Origin of the sequence: Citrobacter sp. Awk 2 (assembly GCF_028069815.1) — a bacterium.
Lineage (GTDB): Bacteria > Pseudomonadota > Gammaproteobacteria > Enterobacterales > Enterobacteriaceae > Citrobacter.
In genome coordinates this window covers 1-18,706 of sequence record NZ_JANEWL010000094.1, presented here as the reverse complement: position 1 = coordinate 18,706, position 18,706 = coordinate 1, and the positions used below count along the sequence as shown (strand labels likewise).

The following is an 18,706-nucleotide window of genomic DNA, read 5'->3' as shown; positions in this document are numbered from 1 at the left end:
ATTTTATATAAAACATGGGACGGTAAATTGTGGAATGCTGAAATTATTGAAAATGGTAGCGCTTTTTTTCACTGGCAGGGTAATGACAAAAGTAAGGGGCACAAAGATACAGTGATTAATTATCTGCTGAACGGGCAGAAGTGGCAGGCGACGATTACAGATTATGTCTTTTTCCATTGTCTGGAAGGAAATAAGGCTCATGGACACTATGATAATGTAATCGATTATATCAGTTCAAATGATTGTGTATACCAAGGTTCATTCGCCGAATATTATGGCGAATGACTATAAAGGAGCGCGTAGATTATCTGCGCGCTTATTTCTTTTACTGCCCGTAATACGCTTTTGCGCCGTGTTTACGCAGGTAGTGTTTATCCAGCAGGGTTTGTTGCATATCCGGCAGCTGCGGCGCGAGCTGGCGGCAGAAGATGCCCATATAGGCGACTTCTTCCAGCACAATCGCGTTATGTACTGCATCCTCGGCATTTTTTCCCCACGCAAACGGGCCGTGAGAATGCACTAATACGCCAGGCATCTGTGCGGCATCAATCCCTTGCTTCTCAAAGGTTTCGACGATCACATTCCCGGTTTCCCATTCATATTCGCCGTTAATCTCGACATCGGTCATTTTACGCGTGCAGGGGATGGCGCCATAGAAATAGTCCGCATGCGTTGTGCCCGTGGCCGGGATTGACTGGCCTGCCTGCGCCCAGATGGTTGCGTGACGAGAATGGGTATGAACAATGCCGCCAATCGTCGGGAATGCCTGGTACAGCAGACGGTGCGTTGGTGTATCAGAAGAGGGTTTCTTCTGGCCTTCCACCACTTCGCCCGTGGCGATACTGACTACCACCATATCGTCGGCAGTCATGACGCTGTAATCGACACCGGATGGTTTAATCACAAATACGCCACGCTCACGATCGACGGCGCTAACGTTGCCCCAGGTCAGGGTGACCAGATTGTGCTTAGGCAACGCCAGATTGGCTTCCAGTACCTGACGTTTAAGATCTTGTAACATGTTAACTCCTGAATGCCGGATGGCGCTTCGCTTATCCGGCCTACAGTGGTTTGCAGGCCCGGTAAATGAAATGCCACCGGGCAATCCGTTTCGACGATTAACGTTTGAACCCGTAATACACTTCGTTCCAGCGCAGCGCGTCCTTAAAGGCCGGCAGGCGGGTGTCGTTATCGATCACTGCGATCTCGATATCGTGCATTTCGGCAAACTGACGCATATCGTTCAGATCCAGCGCATGGCTGAAGACGGTGTGGTGCGCGCCACCGGCGAGGATCCAGGCTTCAGATGCGGTTGGCAGATCCGGTTGGGCTTTCCACAGTGCGTTTGCCACCGGCAGTTTCGGCAGATCATGTGGGGTGGGTACGGTGTCGATGCAGTTAACCAGCAGGCGATAGCGATCGCCGAGATCGATCAGGCTGGCAACAACAGCAGGGCCTGTTTTGGTATTGAAGATCAGGCGGGCCGGATCGTCTTTACCACCAATGCCGAGATGTTGTACGTCGAGGATCGGTTTCTCTTCCACCGCGATAGACGGGCACACTTCCAGCATGTGCGAGCCGAGCACCAGATCGTTGCCCTTCTCGAAGTGGTAGGTGTAATCCTCCATAAATGAGGTGCCGCCCTGCAGACCGGTTGACATCACCTTCATGATGCGAAGCAGAGCGGCAGTTTTCCAGTCGCCTTCGCCCGCAAAGCCGTAGCCCTGCTGCATCAGACGCTGTACGGCCAGACCCGGAAGTTGTTTCAGGCCGTGCAAATCTTCGAATGTTGTCGTAAAGGCGTGGAATCCACCCTGTTCCAGGAAACGCTTCATGCCGAGTTCAATACGGGCAGCTTCCCGCACGTTTTGACGTTTGTCACCGTGGATCTGAGTGGCCGCTGTCATAGTGTAGGTGCTTTCGTACTCGTCGATCAGCGCGTTGATTTCGCCGTCGCTGATTGCGTTCACCACCTGTACCAGATCGCCCACGGCCCAGGTATTTACTGAAAAGCCGAATTTGATTTGTGCCGCCACTTTATCGCCGTCAGTGACCGCAACCTCACGCATGTTGTCGCCAAAACGGCACACTTTCAGGTGACGGGTATCCTGTTTGGAGACGGCCTGGCGCATCCAGGAACCGATACGTTCGTGTGCCTGTTTATCCTGCCAGTGACCGGTGACCACGGCATGCTGTTGACGCATACGCGCGCCGATGAAACCGAACTCGCGGCCGCCGTGCGCGGTCTGGTTCAGGTTCATAAAGTCCATATCAATGCTGTCCCATGGCAGAGCAGCGTTAAACTGGGTGTGGAACTGCATCAGCGGTTTATTGAGGATCGCCAGGCCGTTGATCCACATTTTTGCCGGGGAGAAGGTATGCAGCCAGACCACCATCCCTGCGCAGCGATCGTCATAGTTGGCGTCACGACAAATAGCGGTGATTTCGTCAGGCGAGGTACCCAGCGGTTTTAAGACCAGTTTGCAGGGCAGTTTAGCTTCAGTATTCAGTGCGTTAACGACGTGCTCGGCATGTTGGGTTACCTGACGCAGTGTTTCAGGGCCATACAGATGCTGGCTACCAATCACAAACCACACTTCATAGTTATCAAAAATCGTCATTGTCGTGTCCTTAATGTGTCAGGGTTGCCTGGTTTACCGGTGTTTTTTGCGCCGGCATGGCAGTCGGAAGGTATTGTTGTTCAGCGCTTACTGCCCACTGCTGGTAGCGGCGGTAAAGCTGTTCAAAACGTTGAGCCTGTTCTGGGCGAGGTTGCATCGTCTTTTCTACGGCGCTCGCCATTTTTTGTTGGGCGGCTGGAATGTCTGCGTGGACCTTAGCGGCAACAGCGGCGAAGATTGCGGCACCGAGTGCGCAGCACTGGTCTGAAGCAACGATTTGTAGCGGACGGTTCAGCACGTCACAGCAGGTCTGCATGATGACCGGGTTTTTACGCGCGATACCGCCCAATGCCATGACGTTGTTGACCGCTATGCCTTGTTCGGTAAAGCATTCCATGATGGCGCGTGCGCCAAACGCCGTGGCGGCAATCAGACCACCAAACAGGGCCGGAGCATCGGTCGCAAGGTTCAGGTCGGTGATAACCCCTTTCAGACGCTGGTTCGCGTTTGGCGTACGGCGGCCGTTGAACCAGTCGAGTACCACCGGCAAATGATCCAGCGATGGGTTTTTTGCCCACGCTTCAGTCAGCGCAGGCAGCAGTTGTTTTTGGCTGGCTTTAATCTGGGTTTTCAGTTCAGGATGTTGTGCCGCAAGCTGATCCAGCGGCCAGCTCAAGACGCGGCTAAACCAGGCATAGATATCGCCGAAAGCAGACTGACCCGCTTCCAGGCCGATAAAATGTGGGACGACACTGCCATCAACCTGGCCGCAAATCCCTTTCACCGCGCGTTCTCCCACGCTTTGTTTGTCGGCAATCAGAATGTCGCAGGTCGAGGTGCCGATGACTTTTACCAGCGTATTGGGTTGCGCACCAGCGCCTACGGCACCCATATGGCAGTCAAATGCACCGCCTGAAATGACGACGCTTTCTGGCAGACCCAGACGCTGTGCCCACTCAGCGCATAACGTGCCAACCGGTAGGTCGGCGGTGACGGTGTCGGTAAACATTGGGTATTGCAAATGGCGGTTGATGACGGGATCGAGTTCATCAAAGAAACTGGCTGGTGGCAGTCCACCCCAGCTTTCATGCCACAGTGATTTGTGTCCGGCGCTGCAGCGTCCGCGGCGAATATCCTGCGGGCGTACGGTATTCGAGAGCAGGGCTGGAACCCAGTCGCACAGCTCAATCCACGAGACCGCTTCCTGTGCGACAGCGCTGTCCTGGCGAGTTACGTGCAGGATTTTTGCCCAGAACCATTCGCTGGAATAAATGCCACCGATATAACGGGAGTAATCGACTTTGCCCGGTGTGTGGCACAGGCGGGTAATCTCTTCAGCTTCTTCGACTGCGGTGTGATCTTTCCACAGCACAAACATGGCGTTCGGGTTGTCAGCGAATTCAGGACGCAGCGCCAGCACGTTACCGTTGGCATCAATAGGTGCCGGAGTCGAACCAGTGCTGTCAACGCCAATCCCGACCACGTCCGCACGTTGCTCAGCGCTCAGTTCGGCCAGCACGGTTTTCAGTGCCGCTTCCATGGATTCGATGTAGTCGCGCGGGTGATGGCGAAACTGATTGTTTGGGCCGTCGCAATATTGCCCTTCCTGCCAACGCGGGTACCACTCTACGCTGGTGGCGATTTCTGCGCCGGTGGCACATTCCACCGCTAAAGCACGTACTGAATCACTACCAAAATCGAGGCCAATTGCAATCGCCATCGTCTTACTCCATCCAAAAATACGGGTATGGATAAACAGTAGATAGTGGGGATAAAAACCGTCAGGCAGGATCCGCTAATCTTATGGACTAAAATGCTGTGGCATCAGAAAGTGTGACGCCGTGCAAATATTCAATGTGGACATTTCTGCCGTACTTATAGACACTTTTGTTAGCCGTTTTTGTCGTTGGCATCGTACAGGTTTTTAACAAAGTGCTTTTCACAAGCGGGGTTGATGGTGCATTGCTGACGTCATAGCGACTTGCAGGGACGGCGGTGATGAAGTCTCACACAATATGGACAAATTGTTTCTTATCAGAACAGAGGGAGTATTGAAATTATGGCTGAACCGCAAAACGATCCCCTGCTGCCTGGGTATTCGTTTAATGCGCATTTAGTGGCGGGTTTAACCCCCATTGAGGCGAACGGATATCTGGATTTTTTTATCGACAGGCCGTTGGGTATGAAAGGTTATATCCTGAACCTCACCATCCGAGGTGAAGGGGTCATCAATAATCAGGGTAAGCAGTTTGTCTGTCGACCTGGTGATATTTTGCTGTTCCCACCCGGCGAAATTCACCATTACGGACGCCATCCCGATGCCAGCGAGTGGTATCACCAGTGGGTCTACTTCCGACCGCGCGCCTACTGGCAGGAGTGGCTGGCCTGGCCGGCAATCTTTGCCCAGACCGGTTTTTTCCGCCCGGACGAGGCGCACCAGCCGCATTTTAACGAACTGTTTGGACAAATCATTCATGCCGGACAGGGGGAAGGACGCTATTCCGAACTGCTGGCGATTAACCTGCTGGAGCAATTATTGCTCAGGCGTATGGAAGCGATTAACGAATCGCTGCATCCGCCGATGGATAACCGTGTGCGCGATGCCTGCCAGTACATCAGCGATCATCTGGCGGACAGTAATTTTGATATTGCCAGCGTTGCGCAGCATGTCTGCCTGTCACCGTCCCGGCTGTCACATCTGTTCCGTCAGCAATTGGGCATCAGCGTATTAAGCTGGCGCGAGGATCAGCGTATCAGCCAGGCCAAGTTACTGCTGAGTACCACACGTATGCCTATTGCCACGGTGGGTCGCAATGTTGGCTTTGACGACCAACTTTATTTCTCCCGCGTTTTCAAAAAATGCACCGGTGCCAGTCCGAGCGAGTTTCGCGCTGGATGTGAATAAAAAGTGAATGATGTGTCCTGAAAGTTGTCATAACTCGCAATCTATTCAGACAATTGATGGCTTGACGAAGTTGAGAAGGGTTTGCAGAATCCCTGCTTCGTAAATCTGACGGACACATTATGCAAGCATTGCTGGAACACTTTATTCTCCAGTCCGCCATGTACTCTTTGATAGCTGTGCTTCTGGTGGCTTTTTTAGAGTCTCTGGCGCTGGTTGGCCTGATTCTACCTGGCACCGTGATGATGGCGGGGTTGGGTGCCTTAATTGGCAGTGGTGAACTGAATTTCTGGCATGCCTGGCTTGCGGGCATCGTCGGTTGCTTGTTGGGGGACTGGATCTCTTTCTGGCTGGGCTGGCGCTTTAAAAAACCGTTGCACCGTTGGTCCTTCATGAAAAAGAACAAAGCGTTGCTGGACAAGACCGAGCACGCGCTACATCAGCACAGCATGTTTACTATTTTGGTAGGGCGTTTTGTTGGCCCGACGCGTCCACTGGTACCGATGGTGGCGGGAATGCTGGATCTGCCCGTCGCCAAATTCATCGTTCCCAATATCATCGGCTGTGTGCTGTGGCCACCGTTCTATTTCCTGCCGGGTATTCTGGCGGGCGCGGCAATCGATATTCCTTCCGATATGCAGAGCGGAGATTTCAAATGGCTGTTGCTGGCGACTGCATTGCTGCTGTGGGTGGGTGGCTGGCTGTGCTGGCGACTGTGGCGCAGTGGCAAAGCCGCTGTCGATCGTTTAACCGCATATTTGCCGCGTGGCCGCCTGCTGTATCTGGCGCCGCTGACGCTTGGGATTGGCGTAGTCGCGCTGGTGGCGTTATTGCGTCATCCGCTGATGCCGGTGTATCTCGATATTTTGCGCAAAGTGGTGGGTTACTGACGATTCCTTTGCCGGATGGCGGCTTCGCCTTATCCGGCCTACATAATGTGCGACCTGTAGGCCGGATAAGGCGTTCACGCCGTCATCCGGCAACGCATTATGCTTTAATGCCCAATAGGGCCGAGGCGCTGGCGTTGCCGCTTAACAGATCGTCCGTTTTGCCTTGCCATGCAATGCGCCCATCAGCGACCACAATTGAACGTGGCGCAATGCGTGCCGCATCTTCAACGCTATGGGAGACCATCAGCATCGTCAGTTGTTTGTCACGACAGACCTCGGCAACCAGCGATAACATCTCCTGGCGCAATGCCGGATCGAGTGCAGAAAACGGCTCATCAAGCAGTAATACGGGTTGTTCGCGAACCAGACAACGTGCCAGTGCTACACGTTGCCTTTGTCCGCCGGAAAGCTCGCCGGGGAGCCTGTCCAGCAGGTTATCAAGACCCATTTGTTGGGCGATGTGCTGTAGTTTCTCACGCTGAGACGCGTTCAGTTTTAATCCCGGATTCAGACCCAGGCCGATGTTTTGCTGTACGTTCAGATGGCTGAACAGGTTGTTTTCCTGAAACAGCATGGAAACAGGACGACGAGAGGGCGGTGTGGCGGTGTGATCTTCGCCTTCAATCATCATTATGCCGCTGGCAGGCGTCAGAAATCCGGCAATCAGATTCAATAGCGTGCTTTTCCCGGCGCCGCTTGGCCCGAGCACCGCGACTTGCTCACCGCGCGCTACCGATAATGTGAAACGCATGGGTAAGTGGTGATAAAGCCATGTAATATCAATCAGTTTTAACATTTCGTCCCGGCAATTTCTCAATAACGGTAAACAGCGTAAAACACAGGATCAGCAGCAATAACGCCGTAACCGCGCCATCCTGGCTGCGGTAGGAACCAATCTGCTGATACAAATAAAACGGCAGGGTGCGGAAATCTTCATTGCCGAACAGGGCGACGACGCCAAAATCACCAATCGACAGGACACAAGCAAAGGCCATCGCCTGCGCCAGCGGGCGCTTCAGGGCGCGTAGTTCAACCACTTTCAGCCGTGACCATCCTTCAATACCCAAAGACTGACACAACATACTGTAGCGTGCGGTTACATCGCGCATCGGGTTTTCCAGCACCTTCAGTGCGTAAGGGATCGCCATTAGTGCATTGGTGAAAATCACGATGGCGTCAGCCGATTCCGGTAACCCAATGCTGTTATTGAGCAACAAAAAGAACCCGGTAGCCAGTACGATACCCGGCATGGCGAGTATCATCATGCCGCTCAGTTCCAGCGCCTGACCTGCCAATACCTGCTGCCGGGCGCGCAGTTCGCGGCTACTCCACAGCAGCATCATCGTCAGAATGACGCACAATATGCCTGCCGCCAGCGCGATACGCAGTGACGTCTCCAGTGCTTGCCACAGCATTGGTTGCGTAAGCACATCCAGTACATTGCGGTTTAAGCCATCGACAATCACCGCCAGCAACGGTGGAAGCAACAGCAACAGCGCGAGAGCAATCAGAATTATGTCAGCCAGTCGGCTGTGTAGACGATCGTCGGGATCGCGCCAGCCTTGTACCAGCGTATTACCGGGTGCGATGGCGCGACTCAGCCGTTGGCTGAGCAGTACCAGTGCTAAACAGCAAACCATCTGGATCAGGGCCAGCATAGCCGCCCGCGCGGGATCGTAATCAAAGCTCAGTGCCTGATAGATAGCCAGCTCAATAGTGGTTGCCTGCGGTCCGCCGCCGAGCGACAGCACGGTGGCGAAGCTGGCGAAACACAGCATAAAGATAAGTGCTGCTACGGGGAGGATCTGACGACGCAGCCACGGCCATTCAACAAAACGGAAGAAATGCCAGCCGCGCATCCCTAACTGCGCCGCGAGCTGGCGTTGCTCGCCGGGGATGTTCTCCAGCGATTGCAGCAGCAAACGACTCGCCATCGGCAGGTTGAAAAAGACATGCGCCAGCAGAATACCCTGTAAGCCGTATGGCGAAAACGTCCACTCCAGCCCGAATGTGTGCCAGAGCGAGGCCAGCCAGCCCTGACGACCATATACGCTAAGGATGCCGAATACGGCGACCAGCACCGGCAAGATCAGCGTCATCGCGCACAGGCGCAACAGGGCCAGACGTCCGGGAAAACGCCGGCGATAGAGCGCTCTGGCGAGAAAAATCGCCGGGATAACGGACAACGCTGCGGACAAAAATGCCTGCCAGAAAGAAAAGCGCACCACATGCCACAGGTAGCTGTCCTGCCAGAGCGATACCCATTCTCCCTGCGGTGCGTTAAACCACAGTGCCAGAAATGCGGCCAGCGCGACAGCCACCATCAATGTGGCTGCTGAAAGCCCTGGGATCAGCCAGCCGGGAATTAATGGCTGACGGCGCGTTGCCATTCGCTAATCCATGTCTGACGCTGGGCAGCAACTTGCAGCGGGGTAAATTCCAGTGCGTTGACCGGTTTTTCCAGTTGCTCAAATCCTGGCGGCAGGGTGACCTGTGTCACCGGATACATCCAGTTGCCCGTTGGGATCGCATTCTGGAATGCCGGAGATACCATAAATTTCAGGAATTTTTCCGCCAACTCCGGTTGCTTGCTGGCTGCGGTACGTGCGGCAACTTCCACCTGCAGATAGTGACCTTCGCTAAAGTTAGCGGCGGCGTAGTTACCCTTTTTTTCTTCGATGATGTGATAGGCCGGAGAGGTGGTGTAACTCAACACCAGGTCGCTTTCACCCTTCAGGAACAGGCCGTAGGCTTCACTCCAGCCTTTGGTGACGGTGACGGTTTTGGCTGCCAGTTTCTGCCATGCCTCCGGCGCTTTATCACCATAGACTTTTTGCATCCACAGCAGCAGCCCCAGCCCCGGCGTGCTGGTACGCGGATCCTGGTAGATTACGCGCCATTTCTGGTCGCTCTCCACCAGTTCCTTCAGGCTCTTCGGTGGGTTTTTCAGCTTTTTTTTATCATAAACAAAGGCGAAATAACCGTAATCAAACGGGACAAATGTGTCGTTTTTCCAGCCACCTGGCACGCTGACTGCATTCTCCGGCACGTTGCTTTTAGCGAACAACCCGGTTTGCGTAGCGGCTGCCAGAAGGTTGTTGTCCAGCCCCAGTACGACGTCAGCTTTGCTGTTTTTTCCTTCCATACGCAGGCGGTTCAGCAGCGATACGCCATCTTCCAGTGCGACCAGTTTCAGTTCGCAGTTGCAGTCAGCTTCGAAGGCTTTTTTGATTGTCGGGCCGGGGCCCCAGTCAGCAGCGAACGAGTCGTAGGTATAAACGGTCAGCACAGGTTTGGCGAAGGCAGGCGCTGCACACAGCAGTAAAAGCGGAAGACATTTTTTAAACACTTTGCACCTCATAAAGTAAAACTCTAAATAATTCGAGTTGCAGGAAGGCGGCGACGCAGCACATCCCCAGGAGCGTACAGGTAGTACGTGACTGGGGTGAGCGACAAACCTGCCGGGAGCAGATTTGAACGCTGCTTGCAGCGGCCCTGAAAGGGCGAGGCCCATGGATGGGCCGAGTAATAAAGCCAACGCATCTGCAGCTTGAAGTATGACGAGTTAGGTGGCAAAGGACTTGAGCTACAGCCTCAAATCCCTTCGCCGGCATTATCCGGATCAGGTTCGACGGGTATCTCTCAGCCCATACGCAGATCGAATGATTTTGTGTATGTTTTTATTTAGCACCCCGTTGAGAACGGCGTTAGTGTAATGATTTTGTTGCTATGCGGCAATCAAGAGCCGGATCTAAGGATCCGGCGGTGCAAACCACGCCGATTTAAAATCAAACCAGCCGAGGGTATTCATGCGCAACCCGCGCATACTGCGCTGTCCCTGAATGATCAGCCAGTGGTGGATCAATGGCACAATGGCTTTAGTGGCGAGTAGCTGTTGGCACCACGCAGCCAGACTCATTTCACCGGTTCGCCAGCGGGCGGCATCGTTTTCCCAGTCCCGCGAGATACAGTTTTGCAGCAACGGGACTTCGCACAAATGGGCGAACAGCGAGAAGTCCAGCGGTAGGGTAAAGTTGGCGCTGTTTAGCCATATATCGCTGACTATTTCACCTGCATGCCATTGATCGTAGTCGATCTCCTGAATATTCAGTTGCACCTGATGCTGCGCCAGCAACGTTTTCATGATCTGCGCGATAATCCGGTGTTCGATATGATCGCGATAGTAAGTGAGCGTCAGGGTTTCCAGCCCGGCTGGCTTTTCACCATGGCCGGGTTTGGCGTGGTGCCAGCGGGGGAGTAAACCATAGGCGGGGAACCACAGTCGCTGATACTGTTCGTCGGCGTGACAGATTAAATGGGTTGGCGAGAGTACGCGGCTAGCCCACTCGCGGACCTCCTGATTAGCGCCGCGGCGGGTACGCGTATCAAACAGCAGGTAGTAGCAGCCTTCTTCGAGGCGGCTCTCGATCGCCTTTTCATCCTCCGTGGGACCTTTTAGCGTCAACCCGCCGCCAGGTTCTTCACCGATGTCAGGTAACACCCAAACATTCACTTCGTCGATCAGCGCCCGGTAGCCAAAATAGTCATCAAATGCGTGAATCTTCAGTTGGTTATTGGTATTACGTATCACCGCATACGGGCCAGTGCCAATCGGGTGGCTGGAGAAGTTATTCAACGTTTCCCATTCTCGCGGCAGGATCATGGCGGGGACTTGCCCCAATAACCAGGGAAGCCAGCGGTCGGGCTGGGACAGATGGATATCCAGCGTCCAGGCCGTGGGGGAGACGATATGCGAAATATGCGAGTACAGCGGCAACGTATTAATGCGGGTCAGTGAGGCGATCACATCGTCCATTTCCAGTTCACGGCCGTGGTGAAAATGGATCCCCGGGCGTAGAAAGAAACGCCAGTGCAAAGGTGAAATCTGCTGCCAGTGATGCGCGATGTCGGCTTCCAGTTCCCCATTTTCCTCATTTACCCGAATTAAGGCGCTGAAGATTTGCCGGGCGATATGGGTTTCGGAACGGCGTAATGCCGTACCGGGCAGCAGGTTGCGCATCGGTCGATAATACAGGACACGCATGATGTGCCGCCCCTGGCGAAAGCTACGACCGAGGTGGGAAACCAGCATCTGTCGTACGGCGGTTTTGTCACCGACCAGCTGTACCAACTGATCGATGCGATCCTGTTCCAGCAGGTCTTCTGCCCGCTGCTGCTGGAGTGCCAGCCCGGTATAGAGAAATGTCAGGCGAGAGCGTTTACCCCGACCGACCTCCGCTTCCCAGGTTAACCAGCCACGTTCCTGCATGGTATTAAGCAGGGTTCGCATATGGCGGCGCGAGCAGCTAAGCAGCTCCGCCAGTTCGTTCAGTGTCGTGTCTTGCGTTTTGCCATCACAGCATTGCCACAGACGGATGAACTGTTGTTGCAAACGACCTGAAGACATAAAAGGGGAACTCCTGCAAAAAACTCAGCAATTTTATTATCCCTATATTAGGCCAATAATAGATTTCGATGAAGCGATGAGACAACGAAGGGGTCATCTATGCGTCAGTTCTATATGAAGTACTTTACCGCGACAGAGAAATCGTCCTGGTTGGCTTGCCTGAGCGCACCGCAGCGCTTAAAGATGCTCGAAGATCTGATGCAGTGGGAGGTGACAGCCTGACTCCTGAATTGGGAATTGCAGACATCATGTGTGACTGAGTATTGGTGCAGGCTGTATCCTGCCATTATCTCTGAGCGTCGGTGCCAGATATAATGGCAAGATACAGCCTCGTTCACCCGCCAGCAGATTTTTTCTGCTGGCTTTTTTCGTTTCAGCTGCGCTTAAAAGGAAAGATATGCTCTGGATTATGACCATGGGACGGCGCCTCAACGGCGTTTACGCGGCATTTATGCTGGTCGCTTTTATGATGGGGGTCGCGGGTGCATTACAGGCACCCACGCTGAGCCTGTTCCTGAGCCGTGAAGTCGGGGCGCAGCCATTCTGGGTCGGGTTGTTTTATACCGTCAATGCGATTGCCGGGATCGTGGTTAGCCTCGGGCTTGCAAAACGTTCCGACAGCCAGGGCGATCGGCGCAAACTGATCATGTTTTGCTGCTTGATGGCAATTGGCAATGCGCTGCTGTTTGCCTTTAATCGTCACTATCTCACGTTGATCACCTGCGGTGTGTTGCTGGCCTCGCTGGCCAATACTGCGATGCCGCAGTTGTTTGCGCTGGCGCGGGAGTATGCGGATAACTCAGCGCGTGAAGTGGTGATGTTTAGCTCAGTGATGCGCGCACAGCTTTCGCTGGCGTGGGTGATTGGGCCACCGCTGGCCTTCATGCTGGCACTGAATTACGGTTTCACGGTGATGTTCTCTATTGCGGCTGGCATTTTTGCGATAAGCCTGGTGCTGATTGCGCTGATCCTGCCCTCTGTCGCCCGGGTGGAACAACCTGTTGATCTACCGCTTGAACAAACGGGGGGCTGGCAGGATAAAAATGTACGCATGCTGTTTATTGCCTCCACGTTAATGTGGACCTGCAACACGATGTACATCATCGATATGCCGCTGTGGATAAGCCTTGAACTGGGCTTACCCGACAAGCTTGCCGGGATTCTGATGGGGACGGCTGCCGGGCTGGAAATTCCGGCGATGATTCTGGCGGGCTATTATGTGAAGCGCTTTGGTAAACGACGAATGATGATTACTGCCGTGGCGGCCGGCGTGCTGTTTTACCTTGGTCTTATTTTCTTTCACAGCCATACGGCGCTGCTTATTTTGCAGCTGTTTAACGCCGTATTCATCGGTATTGTCGCTGGGATAGGGATGCTGTGGTTTCAGGATCTGATGCCGGGACGCGCGGGTTCTGCAACCACATTATTCACCAACAGCATTTCCACGGGTGTCATTTTGGCAGGGGTGATTCAGGGGGCTGTTGCGCAAAGCTACGGACATTTTGCCGTTTACTGGGTAATCGCGGCGATTTCTGTGGTTACGCTGGTGATGACCGGGCGGGTGAAAGACGTTTAATGATGTTGCCGGATGCGCTGCGCTTATCCGGCCTACAGTTAGAATGCGTTTGTAGGCCGGATAAGCGCAGCGCATCCGGCGTCACAATGACTAGCGCATAAACGCTGGTTGCTTGTGTTCGTACTCGGTAATCGCCGCTTCATGTTGCAGCGTCAGTCCGATGCTGTCGAGACCATTCAGCATGCAGTGGCGACGGAAAGCGTCAATGTCAAATGGATACGCTTTGTCTCCGGCTTTCACCTCCTGCGCTTCCAGATCAACCTCAAAACGGATGCCCGGATTTGCCTGTACCAGTTTGAACAGCTCATCGACTTCTTCATCGCTTAATTTCACCGGCAGCAGCTGGTTGTTGAAGCTGTTGCCGTAGAAGATGTCGGCGAAGCTCGGCGCGATCACCACTTTAAAGCCGTAATCGGTCAGCGCCCACGGCGCGTGTTCGCGTGAAGAACCGCAGCCAAAGTTTTCCCGCGCCAGCAGAATTGACGCACCTTTATATTCCGGGAAGTTCAACACGAACTCCGGATTAGGCTGTTGCCCCTTTTCGTCCAGGAAACGCCAGTCGTTAAACAGATGAGCGCCAAACCCGGTGCGTGTTACTTTCTGCAAAAACTGTTTGGGAATAATGGCATCGGTATCGACGTTGGCGGCATCCAATGGGACAACCAGGCCGGTATGCTGGGTAAATTTCTCTGCCATGGTAGTTTCCTTATTTGATGCTGCGAATGTCGGCAAAATGACCGGTAACGGCGGCAGCGGCGGCCATTGCCGGGCTGACTAAGTGTGTGCGTCCACCGCGGCCCTGACGGCCCTCAAAATTACGGTTGCTGGTAGAAGCACAGCGCTCGCCCGGATTCAGACGATCGTTGTTCATGGCCAGACACATGGAACAACCGGGTAAACGCCATTCAAAACCGGCTTCAATGAAAATCTTATCCAGACCTTCTGCTTCCGCTTGCGCTTTTACCGGACCTGAACCTGGAACAACCAGCGCCTGAACGCCCGGGGCGACTTTACGGCCTTTGGCAATTTCTGCTGCGGCGCGTAAATCTTCAATACGTGAGTTGGTGCAGGAGCCGATGAACACTTTATCGATAGCGACTTCGGTTAACGGAATGCCTGGCTTCAGCCCCATATAAGCCAGTGCTTTTTCTGCCGAAGCGCGTTCCACGGGATCGGTAAATGATGCCGGGTCGGGGATATTATCGTTCACTGAGATGACCTGACCTGGGTTCGTTCCCCATGTCACCTGCGGCGCGATCTCTTCTGCCTGCAAGGTGACGACGGTATCAAACGTTGCGCCATCGTCGGTTTTCAGCGTTTTCCAGTACTCAACCGCATTGGCAAAGTCGTCACCTTTCGGGGCGTGCAAACGGCCCTGCACATAGTTGAACGTGGTTTCATCCGGTGCGACCAGGCCCGCTTTGGCACCCATTTCAATGGCCATGTTGCACAGCGTCATACGGCCTTCCATGCTCAGTGCACGAATGGCTTCGCCGCAAAACTCAACGACATGTCCGGTGCCGCCTGCGCTACCGGTTTTACCGATAATGGCCAGTACGATATCTTTGGCTGTGATGCCGGGAGCGGCTTTACCATTAACTTCGATCTTCATGGTTTTCGCGCGACCCTGTTTCAGGGTCTGAGTGGCCAGGACGTGCTCTACCTCGGAGGTCCCGATTCCAAACGCCAGCGCGCCGAACGCACCGTGGGTGGCGGTATGCGAGTCACCGCAGACGATGGTCATGCCCGGTAAGGTTACGCCTTGTTCTGGCCCCATCACGTGGACGATGCCTTGATATGGGTGGTTCAGATCGTACAGTTCCACGCCAAATTCATTGCAGTTTTTGATCAGCTCCTGCATCTGAATACGCGCCATTTCGCCCGAGGCGTTAATGTCTTTCGTTTGCGTCGAAACGTTGTGGTCCATAGTGGCAAAGGTTTTACCCGGCTGGCGAACCTGGCGGCCATGCGCACGCAAACCATCAAATGCCTGCGGAGAGGTCACCTCATGCACCAGATGTCTGTCGATATATAACAGTGGGGTTTCGTTTTGCGCCTCAAAGACAACGTGCGCATTAAACAATTTTTCGTATAACGTCTTAGCCATGATTACACCCCTTCAGCGACGTAGCGAGCGATGATATCGCCCATCTCATCGGTACTGACTGCGGCAGCGCCACGGGCTAAGTCACCGGTGCGAATACCTTCTTCTAATGCGCGGTTGATGGCGCTCTCAATTGCGGTTGCCGCATCATTGGCATCCAGGCTGTAACGCAACAGCAGGGCCAGTGACAGAATTTGGGCGATCGGGTTTGCAATATTCTTCCCTGCGATATCGGGTGCAGAACCGCCAGCCGGCTCGTACAGGCCAAAGCCCTGCTCATTCAGGCTGGCAGACGGTAACATGCCCATTGAGCCCGTGATCATGGCGCACTCATCAGACAGAATGTCACCAAACAAGTTTGAACACAGCAGTACGTCGAACTGGGACGGGTCTTTGATTAATTGCATTGTCGCGTTGTCGATATACATATGCGCCAGTTCAACGTCCGGATATTCATTCGCAATTTCATTGACGATTTCGCGCCACAAGATGGAGGTTTGCAGCACGTTGGCTTTATCAATCGACGTGACTTTACGACGACGCTGGCGCGCAGACTCAAACGCGATACGGGCAATTCGCTCGATCTCGAAACGGTGATAAACCTCAGTATCAAAGGCTTTTTCATGTTGACCGCTGCCTTCGCGACCTTTGGGTTGACCGAAATAGATCCCACCCGTCAGTTCACGTACGCACAGGATGTCGAAACCGTTAGCTGCAATGTCGGCGCGCAGCGGGCAAAAGGCTTCCAGCCCCTGGTACAACTTCGCCGGACGCAGGTTACTGAATAATTTGAAGTGCTTACGCAACGGCAGCAGCGCACCACGCTCGGGTTGCTGGTTAGGCGGCAGATGTTCCCATTTCGGGCCGCCAACGGAGCCAAACAGAATGGCGTCGGCTTGCTCACAGCCTTCAATCGTCGCTGGCGGCAGCGGCTGACCGTGGTTATCGATAGCGGCACCGCCCACGTCATAGTGGCTGGTGGTAATGCGCATGCCAAAACGGTTGCGAATTGCGTCCAATACTTTCAATGCTTGCGCCATCACTTCCGGGCCAATACCGTCACCCGGCAAAACAGCAATATGATAATTCTTCGACATCACACGGTTTCCTTGTTGTTCTCGTTGTTCTGAGCTTTGCGTTGCAATTCTTTTTCGACTTCTTCAGCACGCCAGATGTTGTTCAGCACATGTACCATCGCTTTGGCGGAAGACTCGACGATATCTGTTGCCAGACCAACGCCGTGGAAGCGGCGACCATTATAGTTGGCGACGATATCCACTTGACCCAGCGCATCTTTACCGTGGCCTTTAGCGGTCAGGCTATATTTGACCAGTTCGACGTTGTATTCCGTCACGCGGTTAATGGCCTGATAAATAGCATCGACCGGGCCGTTACCGTTAGCCGCTTCGGCTTTGACTTCTTCGCCACAGGCCAACTTGACGGAGGCGGTAGCAATGTCATTAGAACCAGACTGCACACTGAAATAGTCCAGACGGAAGTGTTCTGGTTCTTCCTGCTGTTTGTTAATAAAGGCCAGCGCTTCCAGGTCGTAGTCGAACACTTGACCTTTTTTATCTGCCAGCTTCAGGAACGCGTCATACAGATTGTCCAGGCTGTATTCGCTTTCTTTATAGCCCATCTCATCCATACGATGTTTCACCGCAGCTCGTCCTGAACGGGAGGTCAGGTTCAACTGTACCTGGTTCAGGCCGATGGATTCAGGCGTCATGATTTCGTAGTTTTCACGGTTTTTCAGCACGCCGTCCTGATGGATACCGGAGGAGTGAGCAAACGCACCACTACCCACAATCGCTTTGTTGGCCGGAATCGGCATGTTGCAGATTTGGCTGACTAACTGGCTGGTACGCCAGATTTCCTGGTGATTAATACGGGTTTGCACGTTCAGGATATCTTTGCGCACTTTGATCGCCATGATCACTTCTTCCAGTGAACAGTTGCCTGCACGTTCGCCGATACCGTTCATCGCGCCTTCCACCTGACGGGCGCCCGCATGAACAGCCGCCAGTGCGTTACCGACGCCCAGGCCTAAGTCATCATGGGTGTGTACGGAGATGATGGCTTTATCGATATTCGGTACGCGTTCATACAGACCAGAAATGATTGCGCCAAATTCGAAAGGCATGGTGTAACCGACGGTATCGGGAATGTTGATGGTTCTGGCACCGGCATTAATGGCCGCTTCTACCACACGAGCCAGATCGGCGATTGGGGTACGACCTGCGTCTTCGCATGAGAACTCCACGTCATCGGTATAATTACGCGCTCGCTTAACCATGTAGACCGCACGTTCAATCACCTCATCCAACGTACTGCGCAATTTTGTCGCGATGTGCATCGGTGACGTGGCAATGAATGTGTGAATGCGGAAAGCTTCAGCCACTTTCAGAGATTCAGCAGCCACATCGATATCTTTTTCCACACAGCGAGCTAACGCACAAACACGGCTGTTTTTGACCTGACGGGCAATGGTCTGTACTGATTCAAAGTCACCCGGTGAAGAAACAGGAAAACCCACTTCCATCACGTCAACGCCCATACGCTCGAGGGCCAGAGCTATCTGCAGTTTTTCTTTCACACTCAGGCTTGCCTGTAACGCCTGTTCACCATCGCGTAAGGTGGTATCGAAAATAATGACTTGCTGGCTCATGGTTTAGGTCCTTGGTGTTTAGGGCGCCTTGCTTCGAGCATAAAAAAACCCGCGCAATGGCGCGGGTTTTTGTCTTAACTGGAGCTGACTTAATGCTGAATGTCGTCCACCAGTCTACCGCGCAATGAGAATGCGTTTAGTAGTAGTAGACCGTTAAAACGAGCAATGTAAGTCATCAATTAAGCTCCAGGCGAATGCGATATGCTTTTAGTGGTACTGGATATGAAGATTGATGTCAACCCCATCCCCCACAAATGCCCCCAGTCGGCGGAAAAAATCTCCTGAACTTTGAGCGAATTGTGCTGAATTTTTATGGTTGTATAAAATAAATCAGCGTGTGGATTACATACTTTTCACGATTTGACATATTTGAGCATATTTGTTTTCAGCTATTGTAACGGCATATTGAAGGGATAACTTGTGTATGGATTTTTTATCTTTATGATTTATCGGTTTTTTATACTAACTTTGAATGGGTTTGAGGTGCCGTGGGAAAAATGATTGATAAATAAATGTTAAGCATCACGGTGTTAATGAT

At 53.3% G+C, this 18,706-nt stretch carries 17 protein-coding genes and 1 riboswitch; of the genes, 5 read left to right on the top strand and 12 right to left on the bottom strand.

Annotated elements, in window-relative coordinates; translation table 11 throughout:
- Positions 1–285, top strand: a 285-nt coding sequence (locus NNO02_RS19015) for a DUF4751 family protein (RefSeq protein WP_271455491.1), incomplete at its 5' end; no start/stop codon positions are given.
- A gap of 40 nt (positions 286–325) precedes the next feature.
- Here the strand turns inward: NNO02_RS19015 and araD are convergent.
- From araD to araB, 3 genes are all read right to left on the bottom strand, one after another.
- Positions 326–1,021, bottom strand: a complete 696-nt coding sequence (gene araD, locus NNO02_RS19010) for an L-ribulose-5-phosphate 4-epimerase (RefSeq protein ID WP_271455490.1) — start codon at positions 1,019–1,021, stop codon at positions 326–328.
- Positions 1,022–1,118: 97 nt separating this feature from the next.
- Entirely contained in the window at positions 1,119–2,621 is a 1,503-nt protein-coding gene (araA, locus tag NNO02_RS19005; RefSeq protein ID WP_271440480.1) for an L-arabinose isomerase, read from the bottom strand.
- Between the two features lie 10 nt (positions 2,622–2,631).
- Positions 2,632–4,341: a ribulokinase gene (araB, locus tag NNO02_RS19000; RefSeq protein WP_271455489.1), complete on the bottom strand. Its 1,710-nt coding sequence runs from the start codon at positions 4,339–4,341 to the stop codon at positions 2,632–2,634.
- Positions 4,342–4,680: 339 nt separating this feature from the next.
- Here araB and araC point away from each other — a divergent pair, with 339 nt between their 5' ends.
- Positions 4,681–5,526 carry an arabinose operon transcriptional regulator AraC gene (gene araC, locus NNO02_RS18995; protein WP_271449967.1) on the top strand — a complete coding sequence of 282 codons (846 nt, stop codon included), beginning with the start codon at positions 4,681–4,683 and terminating at the stop codon, positions 5,524–5,526.
- 119 nt (positions 5,527–5,645) lie between these two features.
- Positions 5,646–6,413, top strand: a complete 768-nt coding sequence (locus NNO02_RS18990) for a DedA family protein (protein ID WP_137383741.1) — start codon at positions 5,646–5,648, stop codon at positions 6,411–6,413.
- Positions 6,414–6,510: 97 nt separating this feature from the next.
- On the opposite strand, the gene thiQ is transcribed toward NNO02_RS18990, so the two are convergent.
- The 4 genes from thiQ to sgrR all read right to left on the bottom strand — a co-directional run bounded on the left by thiQ (position 6,511) and on the right by sgrR (position 11,820).
- Complete coding sequence (gene thiQ, locus NNO02_RS18985; RefSeq protein ID WP_271440482.1) at positions 6,511–7,209, bottom strand: thiamine ABC transporter ATP-binding protein ThiQ; 699 nt, start codon at positions 7,207–7,209, stop codon at positions 6,511–6,513.
- Entirely contained in the window at positions 7,193–8,803 is a 1,611-nt protein-coding gene (gene thiP, locus NNO02_RS18980) for a thiamine/thiamine pyrophosphate ABC transporter permease ThiP (RefSeq protein ID WP_271455488.1), read from the bottom strand. Before thiP ends, thiQ begins: the two co-directional genes overlap by 17 nt.
- Positions 8,779–9,762: a thiamine ABC transporter substrate binding subunit gene (gene thiB / locus NNO02_RS18975; protein ID WP_271455487.1), complete on the bottom strand. Its 984-nt coding sequence runs from the start codon at positions 9,760–9,762 to the stop codon at positions 8,779–8,781. Before thiB ends, thiP begins: the two co-directional genes overlap by 25 nt.
- Positions 9,763–9,994: 232 nt before the next feature.
- A riboswitch (TPP riboswitch) is annotated at positions 9,995–10,118 on the bottom strand.
- Between the two features lie 46 nt (positions 10,119–10,164).
- Positions 10,165–11,820 carry an HTH-type transcriptional regulator SgrR gene (sgrR, locus tag NNO02_RS18970; RefSeq protein ID WP_271449964.1) on the bottom strand — a complete coding sequence of 552 codons (1,656 nt, stop codon included), beginning with the start codon at positions 11,818–11,820 and terminating at the stop codon, positions 10,165–10,167.
- Between the two features lie 99 nt (positions 11,821–11,919).
- Between sgrR and sgrT the strand changes: the two genes are divergently transcribed.
- Together sgrT and NNO02_RS18960 are read left to right on the top strand one after the other, a co-directional pair.
- Positions 11,920–12,042 carry a glucose uptake inhibitor SgrT gene (sgrT, locus tag NNO02_RS18965; RefSeq protein ID WP_137383736.1) on the top strand — a complete coding sequence of 41 codons (123 nt, stop codon included), beginning with the start codon at positions 11,920–11,922 and terminating at the stop codon, positions 12,040–12,042.
- A 175-nt stretch (positions 12,043–12,217) separates the two neighbouring features.
- Positions 12,218–13,396: a sugar efflux transporter gene (locus tag NNO02_RS18960; protein WP_271455486.1), complete on the top strand. Its 1,179-nt coding sequence runs from the start codon at positions 12,218–12,220 to the stop codon at positions 13,394–13,396.
- A gap of 90 nt (positions 13,397–13,486) precedes the next feature.
- Here NNO02_RS18960 and leuD read toward each other — a convergent pair whose 3' ends face one another.
- The 5 genes from leuD to leuL all read right to left on the bottom strand — a co-directional run bounded on the left by leuD (position 13,487) and on the right by leuL (position 18,344).
- Positions 13,487–14,092, bottom strand: coding sequence for a 3-isopropylmalate dehydratase small subunit (gene leuD, locus NNO02_RS18955; RefSeq protein WP_271440487.1), 606 nt, complete (start codon positions 14,090–14,092; stop codon positions 13,487–13,489).
- Positions 14,093–14,102: 10 nt separating this feature from the next.
- Positions 14,103–15,503, bottom strand: a complete 1,401-nt coding sequence (leuC, locus tag NNO02_RS18950; RefSeq protein ID WP_271440488.1) for a 3-isopropylmalate dehydratase large subunit — start codon at positions 15,501–15,503, stop codon at positions 14,103–14,105.
- A 2-nt stretch (positions 15,504–15,505) separates the two neighbouring features.
- Positions 15,506–16,597, bottom strand: a complete 1,092-nt coding sequence (gene leuB, locus NNO02_RS18945) for a 3-isopropylmalate dehydrogenase (RefSeq protein ID WP_271449960.1) — start codon at positions 16,595–16,597, stop codon at positions 15,506–15,508.
- The gene (gene leuA / locus NNO02_RS18940) at positions 16,597–18,168 is read right to left on the bottom strand and encodes a 2-isopropylmalate synthase (RefSeq protein WP_271440490.1); all 1,572 of its coding nucleotides are present in this window, start codon (positions 18,166–18,168) and stop codon (positions 16,597–16,599) included. Before leuA ends, leuB begins: the two co-directional genes overlap by 1 nt.
- 89 nt (positions 18,169–18,257) lie before the next feature.
- A complete protein-coding gene (leuL, locus tag NNO02_RS23890) occupies positions 18,258–18,344 on the bottom strand; it encodes a leu operon leader peptide (protein WP_075551415.1) in 87 nt (28 codons plus the stop codon).
- Between the last annotated feature and the right edge of the window lie 362 nt (positions 18,345–18,706).